The organism is Actinomadura alba (genome assembly GCF_014323705.1).
GTDB lineage: Bacteria > Actinomycetota > Actinomycetes > Streptosporangiales > Streptosporangiaceae > Actinomadura_C > Actinomadura_C alba.
Genome location: NZ_JABVEC010000051.1, coordinates 1 through 26,198 on the forward strand (window position 1 = coordinate 1; position 26,198 = coordinate 26,198).

At 70.4% G+C, this 26,198-nt stretch carries 30 protein-coding genes; 15 read left to right on the forward strand and 15 right to left on the reverse strand.

From position 1 onward, the window contains the following. Positions 1 to 13 precede the first annotated feature (13 nt). The 10 genes from HKK74_RS36125 to HKK74_RS36170 form a co-directional block, all read right to left on the reverse strand. The gene (locus HKK74_RS36125; RefSeq protein ID WP_187247926.1) at positions 14 to 862 is read right to left on the reverse strand and encodes a fumarylacetoacetate hydrolase family protein; all 849 of its coding nucleotides are present in this window, start codon (positions 860 to 862) and stop codon (positions 14 to 16) included. 35 nt (positions 863 to 897) lie between these two features. After that, a complete protein-coding gene (locus HKK74_RS36130; protein WP_187247927.1) occupies positions 898 to 1,671 on the reverse strand; it encodes an SDR family oxidoreductase in 774 nt (257 codons plus the stop codon). A gap of 124 nt (positions 1,672 to 1,795) precedes the next feature. After that, positions 1,796 to 2,998 carry an L-2-hydroxyglutarate dehydrogenase gene (gene lhgD, locus HKK74_RS36135; RefSeq protein ID WP_187247928.1) on the reverse strand — a complete coding sequence of 401 codons (1,203 nt, stop codon included), beginning with the start codon at positions 2,996 to 2,998 and terminating at the stop codon, positions 1,796 to 1,798. Between the two features lie 88 nt (positions 2,999 to 3,086). Further along, positions 3,087 to 3,575 carry an AbrB family transcriptional regulator gene (locus tag HKK74_RS36140; RefSeq protein WP_187247929.1) on the reverse strand — a complete coding sequence of 163 codons (489 nt, stop codon included), beginning with the start codon at positions 3,573 to 3,575 and terminating at the stop codon, positions 3,087 to 3,089. Positions 3,576 to 3,581: 6 nt separating this feature from the next. Continuing rightward, positions 3,582 to 5,126 carry a tripartite tricarboxylate transporter permease gene (locus tag HKK74_RS36145; protein ID WP_187247930.1) on the reverse strand — a complete coding sequence of 515 codons (1,545 nt, stop codon included), beginning with the start codon at positions 5,124 to 5,126 and terminating at the stop codon, positions 3,582 to 3,584. A gap of 39 nt (positions 5,127 to 5,165) precedes the next feature. Further along, the gene (locus HKK74_RS36150; protein ID WP_187247931.1) at positions 5,166 to 5,759 is read right to left on the reverse strand and encodes a tripartite tricarboxylate transporter TctB family protein; all 594 of its coding nucleotides are present in this window, start codon (positions 5,757 to 5,759) and stop codon (positions 5,166 to 5,168) included. Further along, on the reverse strand, positions 5,756 to 6,742 hold the full coding sequence (locus HKK74_RS36155) for a Bug family tripartite tricarboxylate transporter substrate binding protein (RefSeq protein WP_187247932.1): 987 nt from the start codon (positions 6,740 to 6,742) through the stop codon (positions 5,756 to 5,758). Before HKK74_RS36155 ends, HKK74_RS36150 begins: the two co-directional genes overlap by 4 nt. Positions 6,743 to 6,788: 46 nt before the next feature. Continuing rightward, on the reverse strand, positions 6,789 to 7,241 hold the full coding sequence (locus tag HKK74_RS36160; protein WP_187247933.1) for a PaaI family thioesterase: 453 nt from the start codon (positions 7,239 to 7,241) through the stop codon (positions 6,789 to 6,791). 11 nt (positions 7,242 to 7,252) lie between these two features. Beyond that, entirely contained in the window at positions 7,253 to 8,035 is a 783-nt protein-coding gene (locus tag HKK74_RS36165) for an enoyl-CoA hydratase/isomerase family protein (RefSeq protein ID WP_187247934.1), read from the reverse strand. A 5-nt stretch (positions 8,036 to 8,040) separates the two neighbouring features. Next, entirely contained in the window at positions 8,041 to 9,261 is a 1,221-nt protein-coding gene (locus HKK74_RS36170) for a CaiB/BaiF CoA transferase family protein (protein ID WP_312882138.1), read from the reverse strand. 102 nt (positions 9,262 to 9,363) lie between these two features. Between HKK74_RS36170 and HKK74_RS36175 the strand changes: the two genes are divergently transcribed. Continuing rightward, on the forward strand, positions 9,364 to 10,212 hold the full coding sequence (locus HKK74_RS36175) for an IclR family transcriptional regulator (RefSeq protein ID WP_312882139.1): 849 nt from the start codon (positions 9,364 to 9,366) through the stop codon (positions 10,210 to 10,212). Between the two features lie 12 nt (positions 10,213 to 10,224). On the opposite strand, the gene HKK74_RS36180 is transcribed toward HKK74_RS36175, so the two are convergent. Then, positions 10,225 to 10,404, reverse strand: a complete 180-nt coding sequence (locus HKK74_RS36180) for a hypothetical protein (RefSeq protein ID WP_187247936.1) — start codon at positions 10,402 to 10,404, stop codon at positions 10,225 to 10,227. A gap of 181 nt (positions 10,405 to 10,585) precedes the next feature. Between HKK74_RS36180 and HKK74_RS36185 the strand changes: the two genes are divergently transcribed. The 11 genes from HKK74_RS36185 to HKK74_RS36235 all read left to right on the forward strand — a co-directional run bounded on the left by HKK74_RS36185 (position 10,586) and on the right by HKK74_RS36235 (position 20,894). Further along, on the forward strand, positions 10,586 to 11,089 hold the full coding sequence (locus tag HKK74_RS36185; protein WP_187247937.1) for a DivIVA domain-containing protein: 504 nt from the start codon (positions 10,586 to 10,588) through the stop codon (positions 11,087 to 11,089). A 156-nt stretch (positions 11,090 to 11,245) separates the two neighbouring features. After that, positions 11,246 to 12,139: a ZIP family metal transporter gene (locus HKK74_RS36190; protein WP_187247938.1), complete on the forward strand. Its 894-nt coding sequence runs from the start codon at positions 11,246 to 11,248 to the stop codon at positions 12,137 to 12,139. Next, the gene (locus HKK74_RS36195; protein WP_246492338.1) at positions 12,136 to 13,248 is read left to right on the forward strand and encodes a cation diffusion facilitator family transporter; all 1,113 of its coding nucleotides are present in this window, start codon (positions 12,136 to 12,138) and stop codon (positions 13,246 to 13,248) included. Before HKK74_RS36190 ends, HKK74_RS36195 begins: the two co-directional genes overlap by 4 nt. A 38-nt stretch (positions 13,249 to 13,286) precedes the next feature. Next, a complete protein-coding gene (locus HKK74_RS36200) occupies positions 13,287 to 14,126 on the forward strand; it encodes a transporter substrate-binding domain-containing protein (protein WP_222723174.1) in 840 nt (279 codons plus the stop codon). 14 nt (positions 14,127 to 14,140) lie between these two features. After that, the gene (locus HKK74_RS36205) at positions 14,141 to 14,788 is read left to right on the forward strand and encodes an amino acid ABC transporter permease (protein ID WP_222723175.1); all 648 of its coding nucleotides are present in this window, start codon (positions 14,141 to 14,143) and stop codon (positions 14,786 to 14,788) included. Beyond that, a complete protein-coding gene (locus HKK74_RS36210; protein WP_312882140.1) occupies positions 14,785 to 15,585 on the forward strand; it encodes an amino acid ABC transporter ATP-binding protein in 801 nt (266 codons plus the stop codon). Before HKK74_RS36205 ends, HKK74_RS36210 begins: the two co-directional genes overlap by 4 nt. Positions 15,586 to 15,732: 147 nt before the next feature. Further along, complete coding sequence (locus HKK74_RS36215) at positions 15,733 to 16,392, forward strand: copper resistance CopC family protein (RefSeq protein WP_187247939.1); 660 nt, start codon at positions 15,733 to 15,735, stop codon at positions 16,390 to 16,392. Beyond that, entirely contained in the window at positions 16,382 to 18,412 is a 2,031-nt protein-coding gene (locus HKK74_RS36220) for a bifunctional copper resistance protein CopD/cytochrome c oxidase assembly protein (protein WP_187247940.1), read from the forward strand. The genes HKK74_RS36215 and HKK74_RS36220 overlap by 11 nt, the downstream gene beginning before the upstream one ends. 127 nt (positions 18,413 to 18,539) lie before the next feature. Further along, on the forward strand, positions 18,540 to 18,935 hold the full coding sequence (locus HKK74_RS36225; protein ID WP_187247941.1) for a hypothetical protein: 396 nt from the start codon (positions 18,540 to 18,542) through the stop codon (positions 18,933 to 18,935). 202 nt (positions 18,936 to 19,137) lie between these two features. Further along, on the forward strand, positions 19,138 to 19,968 hold the full coding sequence (locus tag HKK74_RS36230) for an NmrA family NAD(P)-binding protein (RefSeq protein WP_187247963.1): 831 nt from the start codon (positions 19,138 to 19,140) through the stop codon (positions 19,966 to 19,968). Positions 19,969 to 20,180: 212 nt separating this feature from the next. Next, positions 20,181 to 20,894, forward strand: a complete 714-nt coding sequence (locus HKK74_RS36235) for a L,D-transpeptidase family protein (RefSeq protein ID WP_222723176.1) — start codon at positions 20,181 to 20,183, stop codon at positions 20,892 to 20,894. Between the two features lie 31 nt (positions 20,895 to 20,925). Here the strand turns inward: HKK74_RS36235 and HKK74_RS36240 are convergent, their stop codons facing one another. The 3 genes from HKK74_RS36240 to HKK74_RS41175 all read right to left on the reverse strand — a co-directional run bounded on the left by HKK74_RS36240 (position 20,926) and on the right by HKK74_RS41175 (position 23,045). Further along, on the reverse strand, positions 20,926 to 22,095 hold the full coding sequence (locus HKK74_RS36240; RefSeq protein ID WP_187247943.1) for an acyl-CoA dehydrogenase family protein: 1,170 nt from the start codon (positions 22,093 to 22,095) through the stop codon (positions 20,926 to 20,928). A gap of 63 nt (positions 22,096 to 22,158) precedes the next feature. Continuing rightward, positions 22,159 to 22,923: a 3-oxoacyl-ACP reductase FabG gene (fabG, locus tag HKK74_RS36245; RefSeq protein WP_187247944.1), complete on the reverse strand. Its 765-nt coding sequence runs from the start codon at positions 22,921 to 22,923 to the stop codon at positions 22,159 to 22,161. After that, positions 22,920 to 23,045, reverse strand: coding sequence for a hypothetical protein (locus tag HKK74_RS41175; protein ID WP_281398191.1), 126 nt, complete (start codon positions 23,043 to 23,045; stop codon positions 22,920 to 22,922). Before HKK74_RS41175 ends, fabG begins: the two co-directional genes overlap by 4 nt. Before the next feature lie 190 nt (positions 23,046 to 23,235). Here HKK74_RS41175 and HKK74_RS36250 point away from each other — a divergent pair, with 190 nt between their 5' ends. Both HKK74_RS36250 and HKK74_RS36255 read left to right on the forward strand, forming a co-directional pair. Next, positions 23,236 to 23,880 (forward strand): TetR/AcrR family transcriptional regulator, encoded by a 645-nt coding sequence (locus HKK74_RS36250; RefSeq protein WP_187247945.1) that lies wholly within the window; start codon positions 23,236 to 23,238, stop codon positions 23,878 to 23,880. Between the two features lie 38 nt (positions 23,881 to 23,918). Next, on the forward strand, positions 23,919 to 24,713 hold the full coding sequence (locus HKK74_RS36255; protein ID WP_312882141.1) for an MMPL family transporter: 795 nt from the start codon (positions 23,919 to 23,921) through the stop codon (positions 24,711 to 24,713). A 47-nt stretch (positions 24,714 to 24,760) separates the two neighbouring features. Here the strand turns inward: HKK74_RS36255 and HKK74_RS36260 are convergent, their stop codons facing one another. Next, entirely contained in the window at positions 24,761 to 25,321 is a 561-nt protein-coding gene (locus HKK74_RS36260; protein ID WP_187247946.1) for a hypothetical protein, read from the reverse strand. Positions 25,322 to 25,564: 243 nt separating this feature from the next. Here HKK74_RS36260 and HKK74_RS36265 point away from each other — a divergent pair, with 243 nt between their 5' ends. Then, positions 25,565 to 26,122, forward strand: coding sequence for a GNAT family N-acetyltransferase (locus tag HKK74_RS36265; protein ID WP_187247947.1), 558 nt, complete (start codon positions 25,565 to 25,567; stop codon positions 26,120 to 26,122). Positions 26,123 to 26,198: the final 76 nt, after the last annotated feature.

The window sequence follows — 26,198 nt, forward strand, 5'->3', positions numbered from 1 at the left end:
GGTCGCTCGCCGATCACCCCGCCACTACCGGATTCCGCAGCGTCCCAACGCCGTCGATGCGGCATTCGGCGACGTCGCCGGGGCTCAGGACCACGGCTCCCGGCGTCCCGGTGCAGATGATGTCACCGGGGAAGAGCGGCATGACCTTGCTGTGAAAGCTCACCAGGAACGCCGGGGCGAAGCGCATGTGCGCGACGGTGTCGCGGCGACGCACCTCACCGTTCAGCACCGTCGAGACCTCGATGTCGGCGAGGCCACCGAAGGCGGACATGACCTCTGGCAGCGCGACGATCGCCGGGCCGAAGGAGAGGAACCCGGGGAAGTTCTTCGAGCGGGTGAGGAAGCGCGGGTTCCGGGCGAGGATGTCCTCGGCCGTCTGGTCCAGCACCGGGAAGACGCCGAAGACGTGGTCGAGGGCGTCCTCGGGCTCGACGTTCCGGCAGAGCCGGCCGATCACGAGCCCGAGTTCCGCCTCGGCGGTGACCCGCTCGCTCTGCGGCGGGAGCGGTATCGGGTCGCCGGGACCGATGATGGTGTGGTCGCCCTTCATGAACGACGCCGGTTCCTCGGGTACCGACTCGGTCAGGTCGCCGGCGTGGGCCACGTAGTTCAGCCCGATTCCCCAGATCTTGCGGGGACGACGGTAAGGAGCGGCGAACCGCACCGACTCCTCCGGCCGGAACACGGCGGCGGGCGCGGTCTCGGCGAGCGCGGCGAGGCGCCGGGCCCGGCCGTCGCCGAGGAGCGCCATCACGTCACCGGAGTGGTCGGGCATCAGCTCGGCCACGTCGGCGACGCCGCGCCCGGGATGCACGAGGACGGGGGTCTCGCCGCGAGCGTCGTGGACGGTCGCAAGTCGCATCGGTTCTCCGTAAGTTGTCAGGCGGGAGGCCGTGGTCAGAGGGACCCGACGAGACCTCCGTCGCAGCGGATCTGCGCTCCGGTCACGTAGGACGCCGGTTCGCCGCAGAGGAAGGCGACGACGGCGGCGAACTCCTCCGGCGTGCCGTAGCGGCCCATGGGGATGGCCGCCTGTGAGCGCCGGCGCGCCTCCTCGGCCGAGACGCCCTCGCGCTTGGCGCGACCGGCGTCGAGCTCCGCCACCCGCGCCGTGTCGATCCGTCCGGGCAGCACCATGTTGACGGTGACGCCCTGAGCGGCGACCTCACGAGAGAGCGTCTTGAGATACGCCGCGAGCCCGGCGCGCGCCACGTTGGACAGGGCAAGGTTCTCGATGGGCTGCTGTACGCCGCTGGAGCCGATCGCGACGATGCGACCCCAGCCGCGCTCGCACATGCCGGGCAGGACGAGGGAGGCCAGCCGGATCTGCTGCGTGAGCAGCTGGTGGACGGCCTTGTCCAGCTGGTCGGGCGACATGTCCCTGGCGGTGGAGGGCGGCGGCCCGCCGCTGTTCAGCACGAGCACGTCGATCCGGCCGTAGTGGTCGAGCGCCGTCCCGACCAGCCGGTCGGGGGCGTCCGGCGTACCGAGGTCGACCTCCAGTCCGAGCCCGCCGGAAAGCCGTTCGGCTTCTTTTTCGGCGAGGTGCCCGCGCCGTCCGCTGATGACGACGTTCGCGCCCTCGGCGTCGAGGGCACGGCCGACGGCCAGCCCCAGACCCGAGGTGGATCCGGCGACGATCGCGGTCTTGCCGCTCAGCCCGATGTCCATCAGATTCCGGTCTCCTTCAACGCGCGCAGCGCCTCGATCAGCTCGGCCCAGAGCACGGGTCTCAGGGGAACGGCGGTTTCTGCCATCTGGTCGCTCTCTTTCGCATCGCATGCGGAAACTACGATCAGGAACGTCGGTCCAGGGCCGTGCGGACGATGTGCTCGGCGATGGCGAGGGCGGACGTCGCGGCGGGCGACGGCGCGTTGCGCACCGACACCACGCGTCCATTGCGGGTGATCCGGAAGTCGTCGACCAGTGCGCCGTCGGCCCCCAGGGCCTGCGCCCGTACCCCGCTGGGCCCGGGCAGGACGTCGTCGACGGTGAGCTCGGGAACGTACCTGCGGGCCCGGGCGATGAAGACTCGTCTGCTCAGCGAACCCGCCACCTCGGCCGCTCCGGTGCGCCAGTGCCTGCGGGCGAAGCGGCGGAAGCCGGGCCAGCCGAAGGTCTCGCGCACGTCGGCGAGGCGGACGTCGGGGCGCCGATAGCCTTCGCGGGCCAGGGCGAGCACCGCGTTGGGCCCGATCAGGACCTCGCCGTCCACCCGCGGGGTGATGTGGACTCCGAGGAAGGGATAGCGGGGGTCGGGCACCGGATACACCAGGCCGCGCACGAGGCCGCGCCGGGCGGGCTTGAGCCGGTAGTACTCACCGCGGAACGGCACGATCCGCGGGTCGTCGCCGTCCCCGGCGAGCCGGGCGACCCGGTCGGCGTGCAGCCCGGCGCACACGATGGCCAGGTCGTAGCCGTCGGCGAAGCCCGCGCCGCCGACCACGACCTCGCTCGCGCGGTCGTCCAGCGTCGTCACCGCGCAGCCGGTGCGCACGGCGGCGCCGAGTTCGCGTGCCGTGTCCGCCAGCCGGCGGGTGACGGCCGCGAAGTCGACGATGGCCGTGGAGGGCGAGTGCAGGCCGGCGATGCCCGCGACGTTCGGCTCGATGTCGCGCATCTGCGCGGCGTCCACGGTGCGCACTCCGGGAACGCCGTTGGCCGCGGCGCGCGCGGCGATGCCGGCCAGGCGCTCCCGCTCCACCGGGTCGCGGGCGACCAGCAGCTTGCCGCACTCCTCGTAACGCAGATCATGCTCGGAGCAGAAGTCGCGCAGCAGGCCGACCCCCTGGCGGCACAGGCGGGCCTTGAGCGAACCGGGCGTGTAGTACAGGCCGGCGTGCACGACGCCGCTGTTGCGGCCGGTCTGGTGGGTGGCGAGGCGGTCCTCCTTCTCCAGCAGCGTGACCTCGGCGTCGGAGCGCTCCCGGAGCAGTTGCCGGGTGACCGCCGCCCCGATGATGCCGCCACCGATCACGGCGATGCGTGGACCGGGCATGCCGGCTCCGATCTCTCAGCGGCGAAGGTGAGCGGGCACATGGTACGGCCGGGCGGGGGCACCGCACCTCTCTCGTCGCCGCCGGTCATCAGCGTTTTCCCAGCCAGCTGAGCCCGGCGGACATGATGAAGATGACCGAGGTGATCCGCAGCGCGTGCACGGCGAGGACGACGGGCGCGTTGGCCTTCGACTCCGCGGACATGACACCGATCTGCGCGATGCCTCCGGGCGCGGTGGACAGGAACGCGGTATGGGGATCGAAGCCCCCGAACCGCCACAGCGCCCAGCCGAGCGCGAGACCGAAGAGCACGAAGAGGACGACGCACACCACGATGGGCACGGCGGCGTCCTTGAACTGACGCAGCGACTCGGTCGTGAACGTCTGGCCCAGCAGCCAGCCGACCGCGCAGTAGACGGCGAAGCGCCCCACGGCGGGGATGTCGAAGGTCGTCACGCCGGCGGTCTTGAGCAGTCCCACGCCGAGCATCGCGCCGATCAGCGCGCCGGCCGGGATGCGCAGGAGGGTCGCCAGCAGCGCACCGAGAACGGCGGCGAGCAGGGTGATGGCAGCGGGCATGGCGGCTCATACCTCGATTCGGTCGTCGGGCGCGCTGCGGACCGGGGCCGTGCTCGTCCGCCGCCGTACGGCTCGGGTGATCAGCGGCAGCAGCAGGAGCAGCCCGACCGCGCAGAGGAGCGATACCGACGCGGGCCGCTGCGCGAAGATCGTGAAGCTGCCGCCGGAGATGATGAGGGTCTGCCGGAGCGTCTCCTCGGCCATGGGCCCGAGGACGAGCGCGACGACGGTGGCCGCCGGGATGAATCCGAACTTCCGCATGAAGAAGCCCAGCACCCCGCACGCGAGCATGATGCCGACCTCGACGATGCTGCCGTTGACGGTGTAGGTGCCGAGGACGCAGAGCACGATGATGATCGGTGCGAGGACGTGGAAGGGCACCCGGGCGATGCTCGCGAAGACCGGGATGCAGAACACGTTGAGGACCAGCAGCATCACGTTGCCGAGGTACATGCTGCCGATGAGCCCCCAGGCGAAGTCCGGGTTCTCCTCCATGAGCAGCGGGCCGGGCTGCAGGCCCCACATCAGGAATCCGCCGAGCAGCACGGCGGTCGAGGCCGACCCCGGTATGCCCAGGGTGAGCAGCGGCACCATCGCCCCCGAGGTGGCGGCGTTGTTCGCCGCCTCGGGGCCGACGAGTCCCGGCATGGCGCCCTTGCCGAACCGCTCGGGTTTCTTCGAGACCGACTTCTCGACGCTGTACGACATCACCGAGGCCACCGTCGCCCCCGCGCCGGGCGCGCAACCGACGAAGAAGCCGAGGAACGAGCCCCGGACCATGGCCCACCGCGACTCCAGCCAGTCGCGCGCGGTCGGCCAGAACCGGCTGCCCCGTGCGCGCACGTCGAAGTACTGCAGGCGCTCCAGATGCCCGCCGTTGTAGAGCGTCCAGAGAACTTCGCCCACCCCGAAGAGCCCGATGGCGACGGGGATGAAGTCGATTCCGTTGATGAGCTCCGTCGAGCCGAAGGTGTAGCGCTGCTCCCCGCCCCCGATGTCGATGCCGACCGTGGCCAGGGCGAACCCGATGAGCGCCGAGATCGCGCCGAGCAGCCGGTTCTTTCCCACGATCACGATGAGCGCGAGCAGGCCGGCGACCACGACCAGGAAGAGTTCCGGCGGCCCGAAGCTGGTCGCGACCGCGGCCGTGACCGGCGCGGCCAGGCTGAGCAGGAGAGTGCCGACCGTGCCCGCGACGAACGAGGCGACCGCCGCCATCACCAGCGCCGGGCCGGCCCGGCCCTGTTTGGCGAGCGGGTAGCCGTCGAACGTGCTCGCCACGGTGGCCGACTCGCCCGGCGTGTTGATCAGAACGGAGGTGATCGTTCCGCCGTACATCGCGCCGTAGTAGACCGCCGCGAGCATGACGATCGCGCCGCCGGGCTCCATGCCGAACGTGACGGGAAGCAGGATGGCGAGCGCGGCCGACGGCCCGAGCCCGGGCATGACCCCCACGATCATGCCCATGAGCACGCCCGCGCCGAGCAGGAGCAGGGTGGTCGGCGAGAGGGCCTGGCCGATCCCGTTCACCAGGTTGCTGAGAATGTCCACCGGGGGCCTCCGAGCCGGAGTCGGGCGTGCGGGCGGTCGTCAGAACATGGGGAGGACGCCCGTGGGCAGACCCGCGTTGAGCCCGACCTCGAACAGCAGGTACAGCGCGAGCGGGACCAGCAGGCTGAGCGCGAGGTCGAACACGAACCGGCTGCGGCCGAGCAGCCGGGACATGCCGAAGATGAACAGCCCCGAGGTGAGGATCGCGCCGAGCGGCAGCAGCGTGATCACGACGGCCGCCAACCCGACGGCCGTGACCGCGAGCAGCCACGGGTGCCGCGAGGGCTCGGCCTCGCCGGCCGGTTCCCCGTCCGGCTCCACCACCTCGACCGCCCGCACCGGATCGGCGGACCGCACCGCCTCCACCGGCCCGGCGGGTTCGGCGGCGGGCTCGAGTGACCGCACCGCCGCCACGCAGCACAGCACCATGCCGAGGATCCCGATGATGCGCGGGAAGAAGCCGGGACCGATGCGGCCCGCGTGGGTGCGCCACTCCATGCCCATCGCGAGTTGCGTGTAGACCGCGAGGACCACCACGAGTACGCCGAGGAACGCGGTGAGCGCCGTCGGCCGGGGCCGCCGGTTCGGCGGCCGGACCACGGCCGGCGCCCCCTCGGCCGGTGGAGCCGTCACTTCAGGGCCCCTTGCTCCCTGAGGATGCGTTCGAGCTCGGTCACGGTGTGCTCGAGGTAGGCGCTGAAGTCAGCGCCCCAGCGCACGTCCTCGGTCAGGTCGTTCTTGGCGACGTAGCTCTTCCACTCGGGCGTGACCACGACCTTCTTCATGGTCTCGATCCACCATTTCTGCGCGAACTCCGGCGCCTTCGGCGGCAGGATCAGGCCGCGCGGCATCGAGGGAAGGTCCTTGTAGCCGAGGGACTCGCCGGTGGGGATGTCGGGCAGGGAGCCGAGCGGCTTCTTGCCGGTGTAGAGCAGGCCGGTCATCTTGCGGGCCTGCACCTGGCCGGCGATCTCGGCCGGGTTCGACACGACGGCGTCCAGCGCGCCGGACAGCAGCGACGTCTGGAGCGGCCCCTCCTCGTTGAACGGCACGTAGTCGATCTTGTAGCCGGCCTGCTTGGCCAGGATGGCGTGCAGGATGTAGTCGACGTTGATGGTGCCGATGCCGCCCACCGCGACCGTGCCCTTGCGCTTGGCGTGCTCGACCCACTGCTGCCAGGACGTGATCCGGCTGGACGCGGACACCGTGAACAGCGCGTTGTCGGTGGCGAGCAGGCCCACGGGGGTGAAGTCCTTGTACGTCCAGCCGGTGTCGGCCTGGAGCGGCGTGGTGATGAACGAGCCGGACGTGGTCGAGATCGCGTAGGGGTTGCCGCGCCGGCTGAAGAGGTAGCCCCAGCCGGTGGCGCCGCTGCCCCCCTCGCGGTTCTCCACCCGGATGTCCTCCGGATAGAGCTTGTTCTTCTTGAGCAGGTCCACCATGGTGCGGGCCATGATGTCGTTGCCGCCGCCCGGCCCGAACGCGATCGTCCAGTCCAGTTCCCTGCGGGGATAGTTCTCCGCCGTCTCGCCCGAGCCCGCGTTGGTGGCGTCGCATGCGGTGAGTGATACGGCGGCGGCCACGACCATGAGCAGTGCACTGATGCGCTTTCGCATGTGGAACCTCCTCCCCCGGTGTCCGTTCACCGGGATTCGGAATGGGTCAGCCTTGACGTTCCCCCGTCTCGAGGCGGTGCCAGGAGCCCGTGGCGAAGGCCGCGAGCCGCCCGGCGGTGTCGTACATGCGTGACTCGAGGTGGACGATGCGCCGGCCCGGTCGCAGCAACCGGGCCTCGCACCGGCAGTCGCCCGTGATCGGGCGGAAGAACCGCGTCTGCATCTCGACGGTCATCGCCGTCGACACGTAGCGGTGGCACAGGTGCCCCATGGAGATGTCGAGCGCGGTGGTGATGACCCCGCCGTGCAGCGAGCCCTGCGGATTGCACAGGAAGCTCGCGTAGGGCAGCTCGACCACGCACCGCTGCTCGGTGTCGTCGTAGGAGATGGTGAGGTCGAGGAACCGGGCCAGGAAGAAGGTGCCGAAACCGGGGACCGCATCACCTAGCGCTTGTTCACAACGCGCGAAGAACTCTTCCCGGTCGATGCTCGGATCCATGACGGCCGTCCTCAGGACCAGGTGAAGGCGGGAGACCGCTTGTCGAGAAAGGCCCGTACGCCCTCGGCATAGTCACTGGTGTCGAAGGAGGAGTTGCGCAGATCCAGCGTCGCCTCGTCCTCCTCCGTCTGCCCGGCGACGACCCGCCCGATGATCTCCTTGCCGGCCCGTACGCTGAACTGCGCGCGCGTGGTGAGGAGCTCGGCGAAGTCGTAGGTGTGCGCCTCGAGGTCGTCCGGCGAGGTGACCTCGTCGACGAGTCCGACGCGCAGTGCCGTTCCGGCGTCGAGCTGCTTGCCGGACATCAGCATCCACTTGGCCCGCGACGGGCCCACGAGGTCGACGAGCCGCTTGGTCGACTCGAGGCTGTAGACGAGCCCGAGCTTGGCCGGGGTGATGGCGAGCCGGGCCCGTTCGTCGGCGAAGCGCAGGTCACAGGCCAGGGCGAGTCCACAGCCCCCGCCTATGCAGTAGCCGTGCACCATGGCGATCGTCGGCTTGCGCAATGCCCCCAGGGCCCGCTCGGCCCCGGCCACGCGCTCGTTGTAGGAGCGCGCGCCGGCGGCGTCACCGCGCACCTCCTGGAACTCGCTGATGTCGGCCCCGGCGGCGAAGGCCTTGCGGCCGGCGCCGCGTACGACCAGTACCTTCACGTCGGGGTCCGCCGCGATCTCCTCGATCAGGTGCGGCAGTTCCTCGTACATCGCCAGCCGGATCGCGTTGTGACTGCCCGGCCGGTCGAGGACCAGCGTGGCCACGGCTCCGGAACGTTCGATGCGCAGATCGTCGGACATGCTGGTCACTCCTTGTGAAGGCCCGGGTGCTGGTCGAACGCGACGCCCTCCGCGTACAGCACCTCGATCTCGTCGTCGGCGAAGCCGGTCTCACGCAGCACCTCGGTCGTGTGCTGGCCGAGCCAGGGGGCGGGGCCGCGGACGTCGAACGGCAGGTCGCTGAACTTCGAGGGCGGGGCGATCGTGCGCATCGGGCCGATGATGGGATGCTCGAGCTTGGCGATCATCTGGCGGGCGATCACGTGCGGGTCGTCGAGCGCCTGGTCGTACGTGAGGACCGGACCGCCCGGAACGCCGGCCGCCTGCAGCGTCGCGGTCCAGTCCGCGGTGGTCCGGGTCATCGTGACGGCCTCGATCTCGCGTTCGAGCTCGTCGATCATCGCCATGCGATCGCTGAGGGTGACGAACCGCGGATCCTCGAGCCACTCCGGCCTGGCGAGCACGTCGAGGACCAGCCGCCGCCACAGGCGCTCGTTGTTGGCGCCGATGGTCACGAACCCGTCGGAGGTGCGGTACGCCTGATACGGCGTCGACCTCCGGTGCCGGGTGCCGGTCGCCTGCGGGACCTCGCCGTCGGCGAAGTAGGCGCCGGACTCCCAGACGGTCCACGCGAGCGCGGCGTCCACCAGGGAGATGTCGATGTACTGGCCTTCGCCCGTGCGGCGGCGCAGAAGTTCGGCGGCCAGGATCGAATAGATCGCCGTCGAGCCCGCCGCGAGGTCGGTGACGGCGATGCCCACCTTGGCCGGCCGCCCGTCCGGCTGCCCCGTCATGCGCATCAGGCCGGTGACGCCCTGCGCCATGATGTCGAAGCCCGGGCGATCGCGGTACGGCCCGCTCTGGCCGAAACCGCTGATGGAGCAGTAAATGATCCCCGGCCGTACGGCGCGGATCGCTTCGTAGTCGATCCCGAGGCGTTTCACGACGCCGGGCCGGAAGTTCTCAATGATCAGATCGGCCTCGCGCGCCATGCCCACGAAGATGTCCCGGCCGCGTTCGTCCTTGAGGTCGAGGGACACGCTGCGCTTGCTCCGGTTCGGCATGGCGAAGGGGTAACTCTCGCCATTGATCTTCGGGCCGAGCCGACGCGAATCGTCACCGGTTCCCGGCTGCTCCACCTTGACGACGTCGGCGCCGAGCTCCGCTAGGACCATCGTGCAGTAGGGGCCGGAGAGGAAACGGGTGAGGTCGAGGACCTTGAAGCCATCGAGTGGTAGCACGGACACCTTCCCATATAGTGGGATATTATGTCGCGATACAGGATAATTTAGATACGCGCACCTTGACTGTCAATGAGGTCCCAGCCAGAGTTCGCAGGGGAGGTACCGGTGACCACATCTCTCGGGGAGCCCGCGGAACGGGCGGCCCGGTCCGGCGTGCAGGCGATCGACCGGGCCGTCTCGATCCTGCGCTGTTTCGGCCCGCGGACACCCGAGCTGGGCATCAGCGAGATCGCGCGGCTCACCGGGCTCTCGACGAGCACGGCCCACCGCCTGCTCTCCGCGATGCAGCAGAACCGGCTCGTCCGGCAGACGGCCCACCGCCGCTATGCCCTCGGCCCGCTGTTCGTCCAGCTCGCGCGCAGCGGAGCCGTGCCGACGACGCTTCGCGACCTCGCGCTCGGCCCCATGCGCCAGCTGCGCGACCTGACCGACGAGACGGTGGGCCTGCACGAGCTGCTGCCGTCCGGCGATCGCGCCGTCATCGACCAGGTGGAGAGCCACCAGGCGCTCCGGCGCACCTACACCGAGATAGGCGAGCCGATCCCGTTGCCCTACGGAGCGCCCGGCAAGGCGCTGCTCGCCTTCGTTCCCGACGCCGTACGGGAGAGGGCACTCGCCACGCCGATCCAGCAGATCACCCCGGCGACGATCACGGACGCGGACGCGCTCCGCGCGCAGCTCGAGCAGGTCCGCGCGTCGGGATACGCGATGTCGTTCTCCGAGCGCACCCCGGGCATCCGCACGGTCGCCGCACCGATCTTCGATCACACGGACCGCGTGATCGCCTGCCTCAGCCTCAGCGGACCCGAGACCCGCATGCCGCGCGACCGGATGGACGAGCTGGCGGCGGAGGTGATGGGGACGGCGTGGACGGTGTCGGAGGCCCTCGGGGCGACGCCGCAGGGCGTCGCGCGCCGCCACGCCGTGGCCGCCGCCCCCGACGGCAGCCCCTGAGCGCGCCCCCGCTCACGTCGTCACTTCGTGACGCGGAACAGCAGATGCGTCATGGGCGGTGTCGACCAGCGCCTGCCAGGCGATGAGTGCGGCGAGCGGCACCGCGGCGGCCACCCGCCGGGTGGCCCGCACCAAGGAACGACCGCCGGTGCCGTCGCGCTCGCCCTCGGCCGGCACGAGGTCCACCCGCACGTCAGTGGCCTCTGTCTACCACGCACCTTCTCATCTGTGCAGGCGTTCATATATTGGTGACAGCATCCTGACCGGCCCCCTAGAGGGCACTAACCGCGGAGCGGATGGTCACTCTCAGCGATGAAGGTGCAGCGTTGTGTATCGGGGCCGATCCCTGGTGAAAGGTTCGGTGAGACACACGATGCACGAAGAACCCGGAGGGCACCGGCACCCTCCCACGAGCGCTGGCGAGGCGGCACCGGTCATCGAGCTCCCGCCCGACGTCACCGGTGGTGCCGGTCTGCTGACCCCGGCCGACATCCGCAGAAAGGTGTTCACCACCGTCCGCCTTCGTGAGGGCTATGACCTCGCCCAGGTCGACGTCTTCCTGGATCAGGTCGAAGGCACCTTGAGCAGCGTGCTGCGGGAGAACGCGGCGCTGAAGGCACGGCTGGACAGCCCACGGCAGGCGGGCGACAGCGCGGCGCACATCGTCGGGCTGGCCCACGAGGCGGCGAACCGGGCGGTCGCCCTGGCGCAGGAGGAGGCGAGGGCGATCGTCGCCGACGCCCGCGCCCAGGCCGAGACCGCGAGACATGAAGCGCTCGGCTACGCCACCCGAATGCGGGAGGGCCTCGACGACCAGCTGCGACGGCTGCGGGACCTGCTCGACGAACTGCGGGAACAGGACGGCGCGCGTCACTGACCGACCCGTGCGGCGACCGGCCGGCCGGTACCCGTCGCGGCGGCCGGTCTCCGTACCACCAGAAGATCTCTCGCCGGTGAGCCACCCGCTCTGCCGGCTTTCCCGGGTCACGCCGCGGCCCTGCCGCGTCCGGACTCGACAAGGAGGTGCTGACGCATGCTGTCTACACAGTTGGTGCAGGCCATGGATCCGATCCTGGAGGAGGGGCAGCCCCCCGGCGCGAGCGCGTGGATCGCGGTGCTGCTGGTGTCGGTGTCGACGCTCGCCGGGGCATGGCTGGCCCGCCGTAACTCGACGCGCCTGGTCGTGTGGCTGGCGATCGCGTCCGCCACGATGCTGGTCATCGCGCTCACCGACCTGCTTCCCGATGCGTGGCGGGAGGCCGTCGAGACCGGGCTTCCGCTCTGGGTGATCGGCGTCGCGGCGGCCACCGGCTTCCTGGTGATCACCTATTTCACCCGCAAGGGCTGCGGCCACGACCACGGGGCCGCCGCGCATCGGCCCCCGGGCCGGCACACCCCCGGCCGCCACCGCCGCCGCCTGCAGGAGGCGGTCGGCGCCGCGCTGTTCGGCGGGATGGGAACGGCGGCGGCGTTGACCACGCATCGGGCGATCGAGGGGGCGACACTGGCGTTCAGCGCCTCCATCGTCGTGGTCGTCGCGCTGATGGTGCACTCCGCGAGCGAGGGGCTCGCACTCGCCGCGCTCCTGGAGATGGCCCGGCAGCGGCTGGCCCCATGGCTGGTGGTGTCCTGCGTGAGTCCGGCGGTCGGCGTCCTGTTCGCCACCGTCAGCCCGCTGCCCGGGCGCGTGGTCCCCGTACTGCTCGGAATGATCAGCGGGGTGCTGCTGCGGACCGCGATCGTCGGCATCAAACTCGCGGCCAGCAGGCAGGCGACCGGCCGCCTGTCGCGGCGGCACGTGGTCATCGCGACCGCCACCGCCGTGACGGTCGGTGCTCTGCTGACCATGGCCCATGCGGGTGACGGCCATTCCGAACACGCGGGAGGCCCGGCGGAGGCCCCGTCGCCGTTGGAGGTCCGGCCTTGAACGTCCAGCCGTACGACGGGTCCGACCGGCACCGCCACGGTGATGTGCACCGGAAAGGACACGACCGTGCTCTCGTCTCCGCCGCGGCGAAGCGGCGCGCACCCGCGAAGCACGAGGGCCGTGCCCATGGGCATGAGCACGGGCACGGACACGGGCACGGGCACGGGCACGGGCACGGGATCTCGGCCGACGCGGATCGGAGATATCTGACGGCGGCCCTGATCCTGCTGATGGCCTACATGGCCGGCGAGGTCGTGGTCGGGCTGGCGGCACGCTCCCTGGCGCTGCTCTCGGACGCCGGCCACATGCTCACGGACTCGGCCTCGATCGTCTTCGCCCTGGTGGCGATGCGGCTGTCCGTCCGCCCGCCGCGCGGTGGTTTCACGTTCGGCCTCAAACGCGCCGAGATCCTCTCGGCGCAGCTCAACGGCGCCACGCTGCTCGTGCTCGCCGGGCTCTTCTGCTACGAGGCGATCCGGCGGCTCGTGACACCGCCCGAGGTCGAGGGCGGGCTGGTGCTGATCACCGCGCTCGCCGGTATCGGCGTCAACCTCGCGGCGACCTGGCTGCTCAGCAGGGCCGACCGGACCAGCCTGAACGTCGAAGGCGCCTACCAGCACATCGTCAACGACCTCTTCGCGTTCATCGCCACCGCCCTGTCCGGGCTGGTGGTCCTGCTGACCGGGTTCGTCCGCGCGGACGCCGTCGCCACGCTCATCGTGGCGGCGCTCATGCTCAGGGCCGGGTACGGGCTCATCCGCGACACCGGCCGGATCTTTCTACAGGCCGCGCCCACCGGGCTCGTTCCGGCCGAGGTCGGCGCGCGGCTGGCGGGCGAGCCCGGAGTCGCCGAGGTCCACGACCTGCACGTCTGGGAGCTCACCTCCGGATACGCCTCGCTGTCGGCCCATGTCCTCGTCCGGCGTGAGGGTGACCCGGTCGCGGTGCGGCGCCGCCTCCAGGACCTCATCGTCCGCTCGTACGGGATCACGCACACCACCCTGCAGCTCGACCCCGTCCCCGATGGCGGCGTCGCGGGCGGCGGGTGCGTCGACACCCGTCACTGCGCCGATCCGCACGGTCCCCACTACCTGTCTCCCCGTGGCTGAGCGACCGGCGACGGGCTCCCGTTCGGAAGGGGCGTGAGGTGAGACCGCTGTACGCCGTCGCGGCGATGGTGCCGCTGTGCCTGGCGGCCACCGCCTGTTCCCGTGCCGCGGACGAGGACACCCTCGGCCGGGTGCGCGCCGGCGGAACCCTCAGGGTGGCGCTCACCACGGCCAATCCGCCGTGGAACTTCCTCGACGGCGCCGCTCGCCCGGTGGGCTACGACGTGGACGTCGCCCGTGAGGTGGCCCGGCGGATCGGCGTTCGCAGGGTCACGTTCATCGGAGCCGACTTCGCGAGCTTCGTCGGAGGCATCCGAGCCGACAGGTTCGACGTCGTGATCGCCGGGCAGTCGGTCACGGCGAAGCGCCGCAGGGAGGTCGACTTCTCGCGCCCCTACGCGCTCAACGGCGTCGCCGTGTTCGTCCGGAGGGGCGACCGTTCCATCAGCGGCGTCAAGGATCTCGCCGGCAAGAGGGTCGCCGTCTCGGAGGGCACCGTCCAGGCCGAGTTCGCGCGCGACCGGGTCCGGGACGCGAAGGTCAAGACCTACCGGAACGCCACCCTCGTCCTCACCGACCTGTCGTGGGGTCGCGCCGACGCGGCGCTGGTGTCGCGTTTCCAGGGGATCTATCTGGCGGCGGAGAAGGGGCTCGCCATCACCCCCGTCGGGCCGGTCTGGCGCACCTACCCGCTGAGCATGTCCTTCCGGAAGCACTCCCCCGCGTTCCGGCATGCCCTCGACACCGCCATCAGCGACATGATCGGCGACGGCACCCTGTCGGCCATCTCGCGCCGGTGGCTGGGCGGACTCGACATGGCGGCCGAGCTCCGCGGCCTGCCACCGGACCCGGCCGCCCGGCCTTCCGCACGGCCATAGCGAAAGGAGTGCCCGTGGACCATCTCGTCCTGTCGATGCCCGGCCTGCTCAGGGGCCTGGGCGTCACGATCATGCTCGGCGTGGTGTCGTTCGTGCTCGGCTTCGTCCTCGGCGGGCTCATCACCCTGGCACGGATCTCGCGATCGCCGGTGCTCAAGGCGACGGCGATCGCCTATGTCTCGCTGCTTCGCGGCACCCCATTACTCATCCAGATCATGCTGGTGTACTTCGGGCTGCCCCAGCTCGGCGTGCGGATCGCACCCATACCCTCAGCGATCCTGGCCTTCACCCTCTACTCCGCGGCCTACCTCAGCGAGAACCTCCGCGGCGGCGTGCTGGCCATCGACCAGGGCCAGTGGGAGGCCGCCGACTCCATGGGCATGAGCCACGGCCGGAGCCTTCGGCGCATCATCTACCCGCAGGCCCTGCGCGTCGCCACCCCGGCGATCGGCGGCCGCTTCATCGCCCTCATGAAGGACACCTCCCTGGCCTCGGTCATCACCGTCGTAGAACTCACCCGGGTGGCCGAGAGCACCGGCAGCTCCTCCTTCCGGTACGTCGAGGCCTTCGTGCTGGCCGGAGCCGTCTACTGGCTGATCAACGCCGTACTGTCCATCGGGCAGGCGATCCTGGAACGACGCATGGGAAGGGCGTACACGTGATCGACACTGTGGCCATCGACGTACGGGGCCTGCACAAGCGATTCGGCCGGCACGAGGTGCTCAAGAGCGTGGACCTCACCGTGCGCAGCGGTGAGGTGGTGGCGGTCATGGGGCCGTCCGGTGCGGGCAAGACCACGCTGATGCGCTGCCTGAACCTGCTCGAGGAACCGGATGCCGGCACCATCACGGTCCACGGCCGGACCGTGGACTGCACGTCCCCGAGGCGCACCCGCCACCGCAGCCGCGTGATCCGCGACATACGCACCCGCACCGCGATGGTGTTCCAGAACTACAACCTGTTCCCGCACCTGACGGTCCTCGAGAACGTCATCGAAGCCCCGATCTCGGTACGGCGGCTTCCCCGGTCCTACGCCGTCGAGATCGGGGACCGGCTCCTCGGCCGGCTCGGGCTCACCGACAAGCGGGACGAGTACCCGTCGAGGCTGTCCGGCGGCCAGCTGCAGCGGGTGGCCATCGCCCGGGCACTGGCCATGGACCCCGAGGTCATCCTCTTCGACGAACCCGTCTCAGCCCTCGATCTCGAACTCGGCGCGGAGATCCTCCACATCATGAAGAACCTGACCGCCCGCGGCATCACCATGGTCATCGTCACCCATGAGATCGCCTTCGCACGTGAAGTCGCCGACCGCGTTGTCTTCATGGACGCCGGCTACATCCTCGAGGAACAGCACCCCAGCGTCTTCTTCAGCAATCCCGCCACGCCCAGGGCAAGGTCGTTCCTGCGCCTGGTGTCCGAAGGCGACGGCTCGCCTCCTGAGCTGGAGCGGACGAACTGACACGGCGCCACGTCCGTCCGCGACAGGTGCCGATCGGCGCTCTCGGCCAAGTTCATTGAACACATCGCCCGTCGCCGCCCGTACCCCCTGAGGGGAGAGGCGGGCTCGGCCGCCCTGCCCGCGTGCCCGGTGATCTGGAGGTGCCTTGTGCACGGCTGGCTTTCCGCCGGCCGGTGTGGTGCCGGCGGCGATCCGGACCGTCCCGGCCGGTACGGCGGAGCCCGCGGCCGGCCACGGCGGCGGGTGCGCGCGGCGACCGCGCCGGCGGCGTTGATCGCGGCCGGTGCGGCGGTGGTCCTTTCCGCGGGCCCGGCGATGGCGCACGCCACGCTGAAGAGCATCACGCCGGGAGACGGGTCGGTCCAGACGTCCATGCCCCCGGTCGTCGTGCTCACCTTCGACCAGCCGGTGAATCGCCGTTACACCGACGTCAGGGTGACCGGGCCGGGTGGCGGGCAGGCGGCTACGGGCGATCCCGCGGTCGACGGGGCGGTGGTGCGGCAGCGGCTCCGGCCGTTGCCACGGCCCGGCCGGTACGTGGTGGCGTACCGCACCGTGTCGGCGGACGGGCATGTGATCTCCGGGTCGCGGCGGTTCACCTTCAGACCCGCGATCCCGTCGGGACCCGCTTCCCCGACCCCCCCGACGGCCGACGCGGCCGCGGCCACACCGGTGGCGACCGGGAATCCGGACGAGGGTCCCTCGACCGGATCGTCGTGGGTCGCGCTGGTGGTCCTGGGCGGTGTGGCGGTGGCGCTGCCGGCCGCGTCCGTGACGGCGATCCGGAGGCGGCGCCATGATGACTGAGCGCCGACGCGAGCACGGCTCACCCGAACCGGATCGGACACCGCCGGGTCGCACCCCGCCGGATCCGCCGCCGGACCGCACCCCACCGGACCGCACGCTTCCGGTTCTGGGCGCCACCGCCGTCGCGCTGCTGTCACTGGCCGTCGTCCTGCGGTTCGGTGGTGCCTTCCGCCCCAATGTGCCGACGCTGAGGCAGGCGGGATACTTCACGACCGTCGGGTCGCCGATCGCCAGGCTCACCATGAACGTGGCCGGTGCCATCACCGTGGGCTGGCTGCTGATGGCCGTGGTCCTCCTCCCGCCCGACGGGCGTGAGCTGTCCGATGCCGGACGGCGTTGCGCGCGCGCCGCCTCGCTGAGCGCGGTCACCTGGGCCGTGTCGGCGCTCGGGCTGGCGGCCTTCTCCGCCTCGGAGTTGCTGGGCGTGCCCGTCACCGCGCTGGCGGGGGGCGGCGACCTGCTCGGCTACCTGACCGACCTGTCCCAGGGCCGGGCGTTGCTGGCCGTCACCGCCCTCGCCGCCGTCCTGTCCGTCGCGGCCGGCCGGATTCGCACCCTCGGCGGAGCCGGCCACCTGCTGATCCTCGCGATGCTCGCCCTGCTGCCACCGGTCTTCACCGGCCACTCGATGTCCACGGGTGCACACTCACTGGCCGTCTTCAGCCTGGCGGTTCATGTCGTCGGCGCGGCCACCTGGGTGGGCGGGCTGGTCGTGCTGCTCGCGATCGGAGCGCGGACGGCCGTCCTGCCCGAGATCGTTCCCCGGTACAGCCGGCTCGCCCTGGTGTGCTTCGCCGCGGTCGGGGCGACCGGCCTGATCAACGCCTGGATTCGGCTCGGCGGCCCGCACCTGGGCTCGCGCTACGGCGTGCTGGTGGTGGTCAAGGCCGCGGCGCTCGCGGCCCTGGCCGTACTGGGCTGGTGGCACCGCCGTTCCAGCATCCCGGCACTGCGGGACCGGCGACGCGTCGGCGCCTTCGTCCGGCTCGCCGCCGTGGAGATCATCGTCATGGCGGCCGTGTTCGCGCTCGCGACCGGCCTGTCGCGGACGCCTCCGCCGCCCGCCGACCTGCCGCTGGAGACCAGCGCGGCCGTCCTGCTGGGCTTCCCGCTCCCGGGGCCACCCGGCCCTCGGGCGTACGCGCTGGACTGGTGGGTCGATCCGCTGTTCCTGACGCTGGTGCTCATCGGGGCGGTGCTGTACGGCGCGGCGGTGCTCCGGTTGCGCCGCGAGGGCGGCGGCTGGCCCATCGCCCGAACCGTCGCGTGGTACGCCGGCCTGGCGATCGTGCTGATCGCGACCTGCGGTGGCCTGGGCAGGTACAGCATGGTGCTGTTCAGCGCGCACATGGCACAGCACATGGCGCTCAGCGCGCTGGCACCGATCGCGTTGCTGCTCGGCGCCCCCGTCACGCTCGCCCTGCGGGCCCTTCACCCGGGCCGGGCCGGCACGGGCGTGAGCCCGCGCGAACTGCCGGCGGCCGCGGTGCGCAGCAGGACGATACGGTTCCTCGCCCATCCTCTGGTGGCGTTGCCGGTGTTCGTCGCCGGCCTGTACGGCTTCTACCGCTCGCCGCTGTTCGAGGCGTCCTTGCGCGACCACGCCGTCCACTCGCTCACCATGCTGTTCTTCGTCGTGACGGGCCTGCTGTACCTGTGGCCCATCATCGGACGCACGGCTCCGCACCGGCCGGCCGCAGTGACGCGATTCCTCCTGGCGTTGGCCATGTTGCCGTTGCACGCCGTCTTCGGCATCGGCCTCATGAGGTCCGAAGGCGTGCTCGCACCGGACTGGTACGCGGCGCTCGGACGTGACTGGGGGCTCCCGCCCCTGCGCGACCAGCAGGCGGCCGGCGGGCTGGCACTGGGCGCCGGAGTGGCCGCCGCGTCGCTGGTGCTGCTGGTCCTGGCCGGCCGGTGGCGGAGGTCGGGTCCAGCCGGAGTCGACGGCGAGCTCGATGCCGGGCTTTGTGACCGGCAGCACGAGGACATGCTTTCCATTCACGCTCGCCGCTCGTGAGTAGTGTCACATATCAGGATTATTCGGACTAAGGGTCATATAGCGGGAGTTAACGCCCATGTAACACCTCAGCACGTGATCGTCCGGAACCACTGGACCAGCGTGCGAAGCAAGGAGAAACACGGTCATGAGTAAGATCACTCGTCACCTGGCGACCGCGGCCACCACCCTCACGGTCGCGGGCGGAATCCTTTTCACCGCCGGTGCCGCCTCGGCGGCGTCGAACGGCACCGAATTGCAGAGCGGTACCACCGCCGTCGCCCGCGACCATGGGACGCGAAATGGCGACAGCGGCCATCGCTGGGACGGTCACCGGTGGTGGAACCGCCACAACGGACACGGCCACTGGTACAGCACCGACCACGGCGACCGCTACCGGTTCGACGGCCACCGCTTCTACCAGTGGAAGGGCGGCAAATGGCGGCTCGTGACGGCCGACTATGCGCACCGCCACGACTTCGACCGCTGGCACTTCTCCGGCAACAAACACCATGACTCCGGGCGCTCCGGGCACGGACGCTGAGCACCGGAAAGCACCGAGACCACCGGCGCCCACGAGAAATTCGTCGGGCGCCGGTGGTGTGCCCGGCTTCGCGGCCGACGCCGGAATGACAATTCCCCACCGCTCCGGGCAGAGGGTGCGGGCTTGGTTGATCCGGGCGGGCTTCTTGACCTCGAGTGCACTTGAGCTTCTAGGGTCGTCGACGACGAAAAGGAGCTCGACTGTGACGACACTGGTTACGGGTGCCACCGGGAACACCGGCCGGCACGTTGTGGCAGAGCTGGTCCGCCGAGGAGAGCGCGTTCGGGCACTGACGCGAAATCCGGCTGCGGCCGCGGGAAGGTTGCCGGCCGAGGTGGAGCTGGTGGCCGGCACGCACACGGCACCGGAGAGGTTGGACGCCGCTCTCGATGGCGTCAGCCGGTTGCATATCACGGTGACGGCGGGGCTCGCCGAGGTCGGGCCCGAGTTGGTGCGGCGGGCGGTCGGTGCGGGTGTGCGGCGCATCACCGTGGTGTGGGGTGGTGGCGTGGGGCCGGTCGAGCAGGCTGTGGCGGACTCGGGTGTGGAGTGGACACGCCTGGAACCGCAGGAGTTCATGTCAAACACGTTGACCTGGATCGAATCGGTTCGGACCGAGGGGATCGTGCGCGAGCCATACGATTTTCCCAGCGCGCTCGTCCACGAGGCCGACATAGCGGCAGTGGCAGCAGTCGCACTGCTCGACGATGGCCATGCGGGGCGTGCCTACAACCTCACCGGGCCCGAATCGCTGACCCCGCGTGAACGGATCGCAATCCTGTCTCGGGCGATCCGCCGCGACATCGCTTTCGTCTCGATCACGCACGAACAGGCCGTCGACAGGCTGATGGCCACCGGCGTGTCCCGGGCGGACGCCGAATATGTCATCGGCTGGTACTCCGCTCCCAACGATGCCTCCACAACCGTCGTCGACACCATCGAGCAGGTGACCGGCCGCCCGTCGCGCACGTTCGCACAGTGGACGGCCGAGCACGCAGAACGCTTCAAGGCCCCCCGCGTTATAGCTGGTTAGGCCATGGGCTTCGTGCCTGCCGGGTCGCGCGGGCCGGGCAGCGCACCGGCCGCCGTGCCGCGCTGTGGGCGATGTGCCGCCCTGGTACCGGTCTCCGCCCGATCCACCCGAGCATGGCGAAACCCCGTCTAACCTGGTGAAACGCCTGTCCGCGCGCGCGATCGATGGGTCCCGCGCGCGGCCACGGTCCGGCAGTGAGGTCTGGAGGGCAGTTGAACACACGTCGCAGGGCAATGCTCATTTCGATCATGCTGGCCGGCGGGGCCGCGCTGGCGGTACCCGCACCGTCGGCTCAGGCGGCCACGACCGATCCGTGCGCCGACACCGGGAACGGGAAGTTGCGCTACTCCACGGGCACGGCGCGGCATCTCGTCTTCGCGGTCTCCCCCGGCTACTCATCGAACAAGGTCGTCGTGACCGAGTGCGTGAAGGCGGGCGATTCATGGGAGAAGGTGTCGGTGACGAGCGGGCGCGCGGGCAGGAACGGTTTCGCCGAGCCCGGCGAGAAGCGCGAGGGAGACGGCAAGAGCCCGACCGGCTCCTACGTCCTCAGCGAGGCGTTCGGCGTCCGCGACCCCGGCACGGGCCTTCCGTACCGCCGTCTGAGCGGCAGTGGCGACTGCTGGGGTTCCACGTCCGGAAAGAGCGACTACAACCAGTACTACTCCGGGACCTGCCGTTCCACGGACGAAGACCTCTCCCAGATCATGCGGCAGGGCGCCTACCGGCAGGCCGTCGTCATCGATTACAACCGGCCGGAGGCCGTCGATGGTCACGGCTCCGCCATCTTCCTCCACGTCGGCGGCGTGATGCCGACAGCCGGCTGCATCTCGATCGAAAAGCCGAAGCTGCGCGCCATCATGCGCACGCTGGTCAAGGGCGATCGGATCATCATGGGCCCACGGGCGGCGCTCTTCAGGTCATAGGGGTCACACCCTGACCCTCGTCGCGGCGCCCTCAGCCGATCCGGCCGGGCTTGGTGTAGCCCTTCAGCAGATCGCGGGAGATGATCAGCCGCTGCATCTCGTCGGTGCCCTCGAAGATGCGGTAGAGCCGCACCTGCCGGTACCAGCGCTCGATGGGCAGCTCACGGGTGTAGCCCATGCCACCGTGAATCTGCATGACCCGGTCGACGACCCGGTTGACCATGCCGGCGCCGTACAGCTTCGCCATCGAGGAGCTGTGGCGTGGGTCCAGGTTCTGGTCGACGGCCCAGGCGGCGCGCAGCACGAGCAGGCGCGCGGCCTCCAACTCCACCTCCGAGTCCGCGATCATCCACTGAATCGCCTGGTTGGCGCCGATCGGCTTGCCGAACGTCTGGCGGGTTCGGGCGTACTCGATCGCCATCTCCAGTGCCCGCTCGGCGATGCCGATCGCGTGGGACGGGATGGTGAAGCGGCCCTTGACGATCCACTTCATGCCCAGCTCGAAGCCCTGCCCGATCTCGCCGAGGATGTTGCGGGCCGGTACCCGGACGTCGTCGAAGACGAGCGCGGCGGGGCCGCCCTCCCCCATGGTCTGGATGAACTCCGACGTCCAGCCCATGTCGCGGTCGACCAGGAAGGCGGTGGTGCCACCGCCTCGCACGCCCTTCTCCCGGTCGGTGACGGCGACGACGATCGCGAAGTCGGCGTCGTTGCCGTTGGTGATGAACGTCTTCTCCCCGTTCAGGACCCAGTCGTCACCGTCGCGCCTGGCGGCGAGCTTGATGTTCGCGGCGTCGGAGCCCGCATCGGGCTCGGTGATGGCGAAGCAGGAGACGCGGTCGCCGGCGATGGTGGGCAGGAGGTACTCCTTCCTCTGCTCCTCGTCGGCGTAGTACAAAATGTTGTCGGCCTCGCCGCCGAACCGGAACGGCACCCAGGAGCGGCCGATCTCCGTCCAGATGAGCGACTGGACGACGGCGGGCAGATCCATCCCGCCGTACTCCTCCGGGGTGGACAGCCCCCAGAAGCCGAACTCCTTGGCCTTGAGCTGCAGCTCACGAAGCTCGGAGCGGTCGAGACCGGGCTGGTGCAGGCGCTCCCGGCGGAGCACCTCCTGCTCCAGCGGCATGATCTCCTTGGTGATGAAGGCACGCGCCGTGTCGCGAACGGCCTGCTGCTCGTCGGAGAGCGAGAAATCCATGTCGGCTCCAGGGTGCGGACGGTGGGACGTGGACGGTGAGACGCGAAGGGCGGGGACTCTACGTCAGCGGGCTCCGCCGTTGACGTAGAGGGTCTGGCCGCTCACGTACGACGCGTCGTCACTGGCCAGGAAGGCGACGACGGAGGCGATGTCCTCGGGGCGCCCGACCCGCCGGAGCGGAATGCGCTCGGCGGCGGCGCTCTGGTGCTCTTCGGCGCTGAGGCCGACCCGCTCGGCGGTGGCCTCGGTCATGGCGGTGGCGACATAACCGGGCGCGACCGCGTTGACGTTGACGTTGTACGGGCCCAGTTCGATCGCCAGCGTGGCGGTGAGTCCTTGAATGCCCGCCTTGGCGGCGGCGTAGTTGGCCTGCCCGCGGTTGCCGAGCGCCGACCGGCTGCTCAACGAGACGATCTTGCCGTAACGCTGCCCGACCATGTACTTCTGCGCCGCCTGCGCGCAGTTGAACGCACCGGTGAGGTTGACGGCGAGCACGGTGTCCCAGTCGGCGGCCGACATCCGGAACAGCAGGTCGTCACGGGGGACGCCGGCGTTGTTGATCAGAATGTGCGGCGAGCCGAGATCGTCCGCGACGCTTGTGAAGAGCTCCCCCACCGCGTCCCGGTCGGCCACGTCGCAGCCGTACGCCCGCGCGGTGGCGCCCGTGTCCGCGCCCGTGATGGCGGCCGCGGTCTCCTTGGCGCGATCGGCGGTGAGGTCGACCACCGCGACGGCGGCGCCCTCCTCGGCGAGGCGGCGGGCGGTGGCGGCGCCGATCCCCTGGGCCGCTCCGGTGACGACTGCGATCTTGCCGGTGAACCGGCTCATGGGGTTCTCCTCGCGGGAGCGTCGACGTCCACCGCGATGTCGCTGATGAGCATCTCGCGCTCGGCGAACTCGGCCGCCGGCCGCCGGATGGCGGACTGCTCCTCGGACAGCTCCAGGTTCATCTGCCTACCTCGCTAAGGGGGTGAGCGGCGGCGCCCCGGCTCGCTGGGCGGCCCTAAACTAGCGCTGTTAGTTTTGATGCTAGCTCCGCTAAACTAGCAGTGCAAGTTTTCTGCCGGTCCTGATCACCGCGGCACTGGACGGCCCCGGACGGCCGCCCGGCCGTCCGCCTCGACCCGGGAGGTACCCACCGTGGCGCGACCACGCCGGCGGCTGCTCAGTCGCGAGCGGATCGTGGCGGCGGCCCTGGCCCTCGTCGACGCCGAGGGCCTCGACATGGTGTCGACCCGGCGGCTCGCCACCGAACTCGGCGTCAGCGGGCCGTCCCTCTACAACCACTTCACGACCAAGGACGATCTGCTCGACGCCGTCGTCGACACGGTCCTCGGTGAGGTCGACACCGATATGTTCCGCGCACTCGGCGCGGGCGAGTGCGACTGGCGCACGGCGCTGCGCGACTGGGCGCGGTCCTACCGCGCCGCGCTCGCCGCCCACCCCAATCTCGTACCGGCCCTCGCTCAAGGACCGGGCCGCCGCCCCAACGCCCTGCGGCTCGCCGACGCCGTGTTCGGCGGCCTCGTCGACGCGGGCTGGCCACGCGCGCAGGCCACCCGGGTCGGGGCCATCATGCGGTACTTCATCACCGGCTCCGCCCTCGGCTCGTTCGCGGGGGGCTTCCCCGACGACGCGGAGGTCTACGCCGGCGAGTACCCCCATCTCGACCAGGCGCACCTGCTGGCCGACCGGCAGCGGGAGATCGACGAGAGCGCCTTCGAGGCCGGCCTCCAGGCCCTGCTCGACGGCCTCGCCCTGCAGTACCGGCAGGCGGTGCGCTGACCGGCGATCCACCGGGCCCGCCGGGTCGGCGCACGGCGGTGGCGCTCAGCCCCGGCGACCTGCTTCGCGTCGGCCCGTTCTGTCCGGCTCACCCGTCGTACAGAGCTGCAAGGCCATTTTGCAAATCTCCCTTGCAAGCGGCCGCGGCCTCGGTCGATCGCGTCCGGACGGCCCTCCGGGGGGTGCCGGAGGCGAACGCCCGCGTCGGCGGCAGCACCGCCCAGGATCTCGACATCGCGCGCGCCCAGGGCCATGACCGGCGGGTGGTCATCCCGCTCGTGCTGGCCGTGGTCCTCGGGGTGCTGATCGTGCTGCTCAGGTCGCTCGTCGCTCCCCTGCTGCTTGTCGCCTCGGTCGTGCTGTCGTACTTCACGGCCCTGGGCGGCAGCTGGTTGATCTTCAACCATCTGCTCGGTTTTCCCGCGGTCGACGTGCAGGTCGCGCTCATGGGCTTCCTGTTCCTGGTCGCCCTGGGCGTCGACTACAACATCTTCCTGGTCTCCAGGATCCGGGAGGAGACGGCCCGCCACGGCCATCGCGACGGAGTGCTCCGCGGGCTCGCCGTGACCGGCGGAGTGATCTCGAGCGCGGGTCTCGTGCTCGCCGCCACCTTCGGCTCGTTGGGCGCGCTCCCCCTGGTGCTCTTCATCGAGATGGGGCTGCTCGTCTCTCTCGGCGTCCTCCTCGACACCTTCCTCGTCCGGTCGGTCATGGTGCCCGCTCTCGCGCTGGACCTGGGCCGGCTGTTCTGGTGGCCGGGCCGGCTCGCCCATCGCGACGCCGCGGTGGAACCGGCGGTACCGGCGGAGCCGTCCATTCCGTCGACCCGCTGATCCTCACCTGAGGGGCCCGCTCTCCGGGCCCCTCAGGCGAGCACCGCTCAGGCCGGCGCGGCCTGGGACGCCAGCCCCCGCCAGGCGAAGTGGACGCAGCCCGCCATGAGCGTCACTCCGGAAAGCACGCCACTGACGAGGGGCACCCACTCGACGGCGGACGTCGCGGCGAGGACGAGCCCAGCGACACCGAACAAACTGAGGATCACACCGGGCAGAAGAATTCCGCGGTGCTTCCAGACCGGTGCGAGTGCGATGAAATGGACGCCCACGACGACCGCGACCCACGCGACGTTGGTCTCCTCGGGCCGGTCCCAGGCGCCCAGCAACGCGATCCCACCGAAGAGCAGTACGACCTCGGCCGCGACGATCAGCCAGTAAGCCCGGCTGAACATGTTCGTCACCCCGGGAACGGCCTCCGGCTCGGCACCGGTGGCCCTCGCCCGTCTGATCGAGAGGACCCACATCCCGACGACGCTGACGAGCGCAAGGATCGCGAGCGCGCGGAGGACCGCTCCGACCGCACCGTTCAGCGGTCTGTGCGCGTTGACGATCACAAAGACGGCACCGAAGGTCGCACCGATCAACATTCCGGTCATACGTTGCATGACCGGCAACCTTATCGACGCGTTGATCACTGATCGGCCCGCGGGCATGCCTGGGCGAGGACCGCCGACGAACCCGCCCTGGGCGCCGGCCATCACCCGTACGTGTGTCTAAAGGGGCTGCCCGGCGGCCACCTTGCGGCGGGGACCGCCGGCCCGCCCGGCGGGCGCGCTGGGACCGATGATCGATCCGGCACGCCCACTTCACAGCTGGCCTCTTCTCGCCGCAAGAGACAGCATGGACCCATGGGCGACGTCGAACTGCAGCGCCTTGACGGCGCACAGACCCGGGCACACTTCGAAGAGATCCAGGTCGTTTACGCGGCAGCGTTCCCTGGCAACGACCTCGGCGACCACGAGCACAGGACCATGGGACAGGCCGCGTCTGCCGGATTCGAAACGGTCACAGCCAGCACGCAAGGAACGTTGGTGGGCTTCGTCTACGGCTTGCCGCTCTCCCTGCACTCTGCATGGTGGAAGGGTCTCAAGCCGTCTCGCTCGGATGACTTTACCGCCGAGACCGGGCGCCGTACCTTCGCCGTGATCGACTTGGCGGTGCTCCCCTCGCACCGAGGCCAAGGGCTTGGCCGACGCCTCATGGACGAGCTGCTTGGGTCACGGTCCGAGGAGCGTGCCACGCTCGCAACGAATCCGGACGAGCGTGGCGTCCAGCAGATGTACGAGCGTTGGGGTTGGAGCAGGGTCGGCCGCGTCCCCGGCACGGCGGGCGAAACAAATCCCGCGTTCGACCTCTACGTGATGGCCTTGCGCTCAGTCCCCGACTCCAGCAGCAGCTCCCGGTAACCGATCACGGCAGCCTGATTTCGGCTCCGCAGCGGGATGGCCTCAAGAACCTGACCCGCCAACACGCCTTGCCCGC

Coding starts and splice junctions, on each gene's coding strand:
- HKK74_RS36160 (WP_187247933.1), bottom strand. CDS start 7,241: ATGGATCCGAGCATCGACCGGGAAGAGTTCTTCGCGCGTTGTGAACAA.
- HKK74_RS36265 (WP_187247947.1), top strand. CDS start 25,565: ATGGGCGACGTCGAACTGCAGCGCCTTGACGGCGCACAGACCCGGGCA.
- HKK74_RS36240 (WP_187247943.1), bottom strand. CDS start 22,095: ATGGATTTCTCGCTCTCCGACGAGCAGCAGGCCGTTCGCGACACGGCG.
- HKK74_RS36155 (WP_187247932.1), bottom strand. CDS start 6,742: ATGCGAAAGCGCATCAGTGCACTGCTCATGGTCGTGGCCGCCGCCGTA.
- HKK74_RS36130 (WP_187247927.1), bottom strand. CDS start 1,671: ATGGACATCGGGCTGAGCGGCAAGACCGCGATCGTCGCCGGATCCACC.
- HKK74_RS36225 (WP_187247941.1), top strand. CDS start 18,540: ATGAGTAAGATCACTCGTCACCTGGCGACCGCGGCCACCACCCTCACG.
- fabG (WP_187247944.1), bottom strand. CDS start 22,923: ATGAGCCGGTTCACCGGCAAGATCGCAGTCGTCACCGGAGCGGCCCAG.
- HKK74_RS36260 (WP_187247946.1), bottom strand. CDS start 25,321: ATGCAACGTATGACCGGAATGTTGATCGGTGCGACCTTCGGTGCCGTC.
- HKK74_RS36140 (WP_187247929.1), bottom strand. CDS start 3,575: ATGCCCGCTGCCATCACCCTGCTCGCCGCCGTTCTCGGTGCGCTGCTG.
- HKK74_RS36165 (WP_187247934.1), bottom strand. CDS start 8,035: ATGTCCGACGATCTGCGCATCGAACGTTCCGGAGCCGTGGCCACGCTG.
- lhgD (WP_187247928.1), bottom strand. CDS start 2,998: ATGCCCGGTCCACGCATCGCCGTGATCGGTGGCGGCATCATCGGGGCG.
- HKK74_RS36220 (WP_187247940.1), top strand. CDS start 16,382: ATGATGACTGAGCGCCGACGCGAGCACGGCTCACCCGAACCGGATCGG.
- HKK74_RS41175 (WP_281398191.1), bottom strand. CDS start 23,045: ATGAACCTGGAGCTGTCCGAGGAGCAGTCCGCCATCCGGCGGCCGGCG.
- HKK74_RS36190 (WP_187247938.1), top strand. CDS start 11,246: ATGCTGTCTACACAGTTGGTGCAGGCCATGGATCCGATCCTGGAGGAG.
- HKK74_RS36125 (WP_187247926.1), bottom strand. CDS start 862: ATGCGACTTGCGACCGTCCACGACGCTCGCGGCGAGACCCCCGTCCTC.
- HKK74_RS36185 (WP_187247937.1), top strand. CDS start 10,586: ATGCACGAAGAACCCGGAGGGCACCGGCACCCTCCCACGAGCGCTGGC.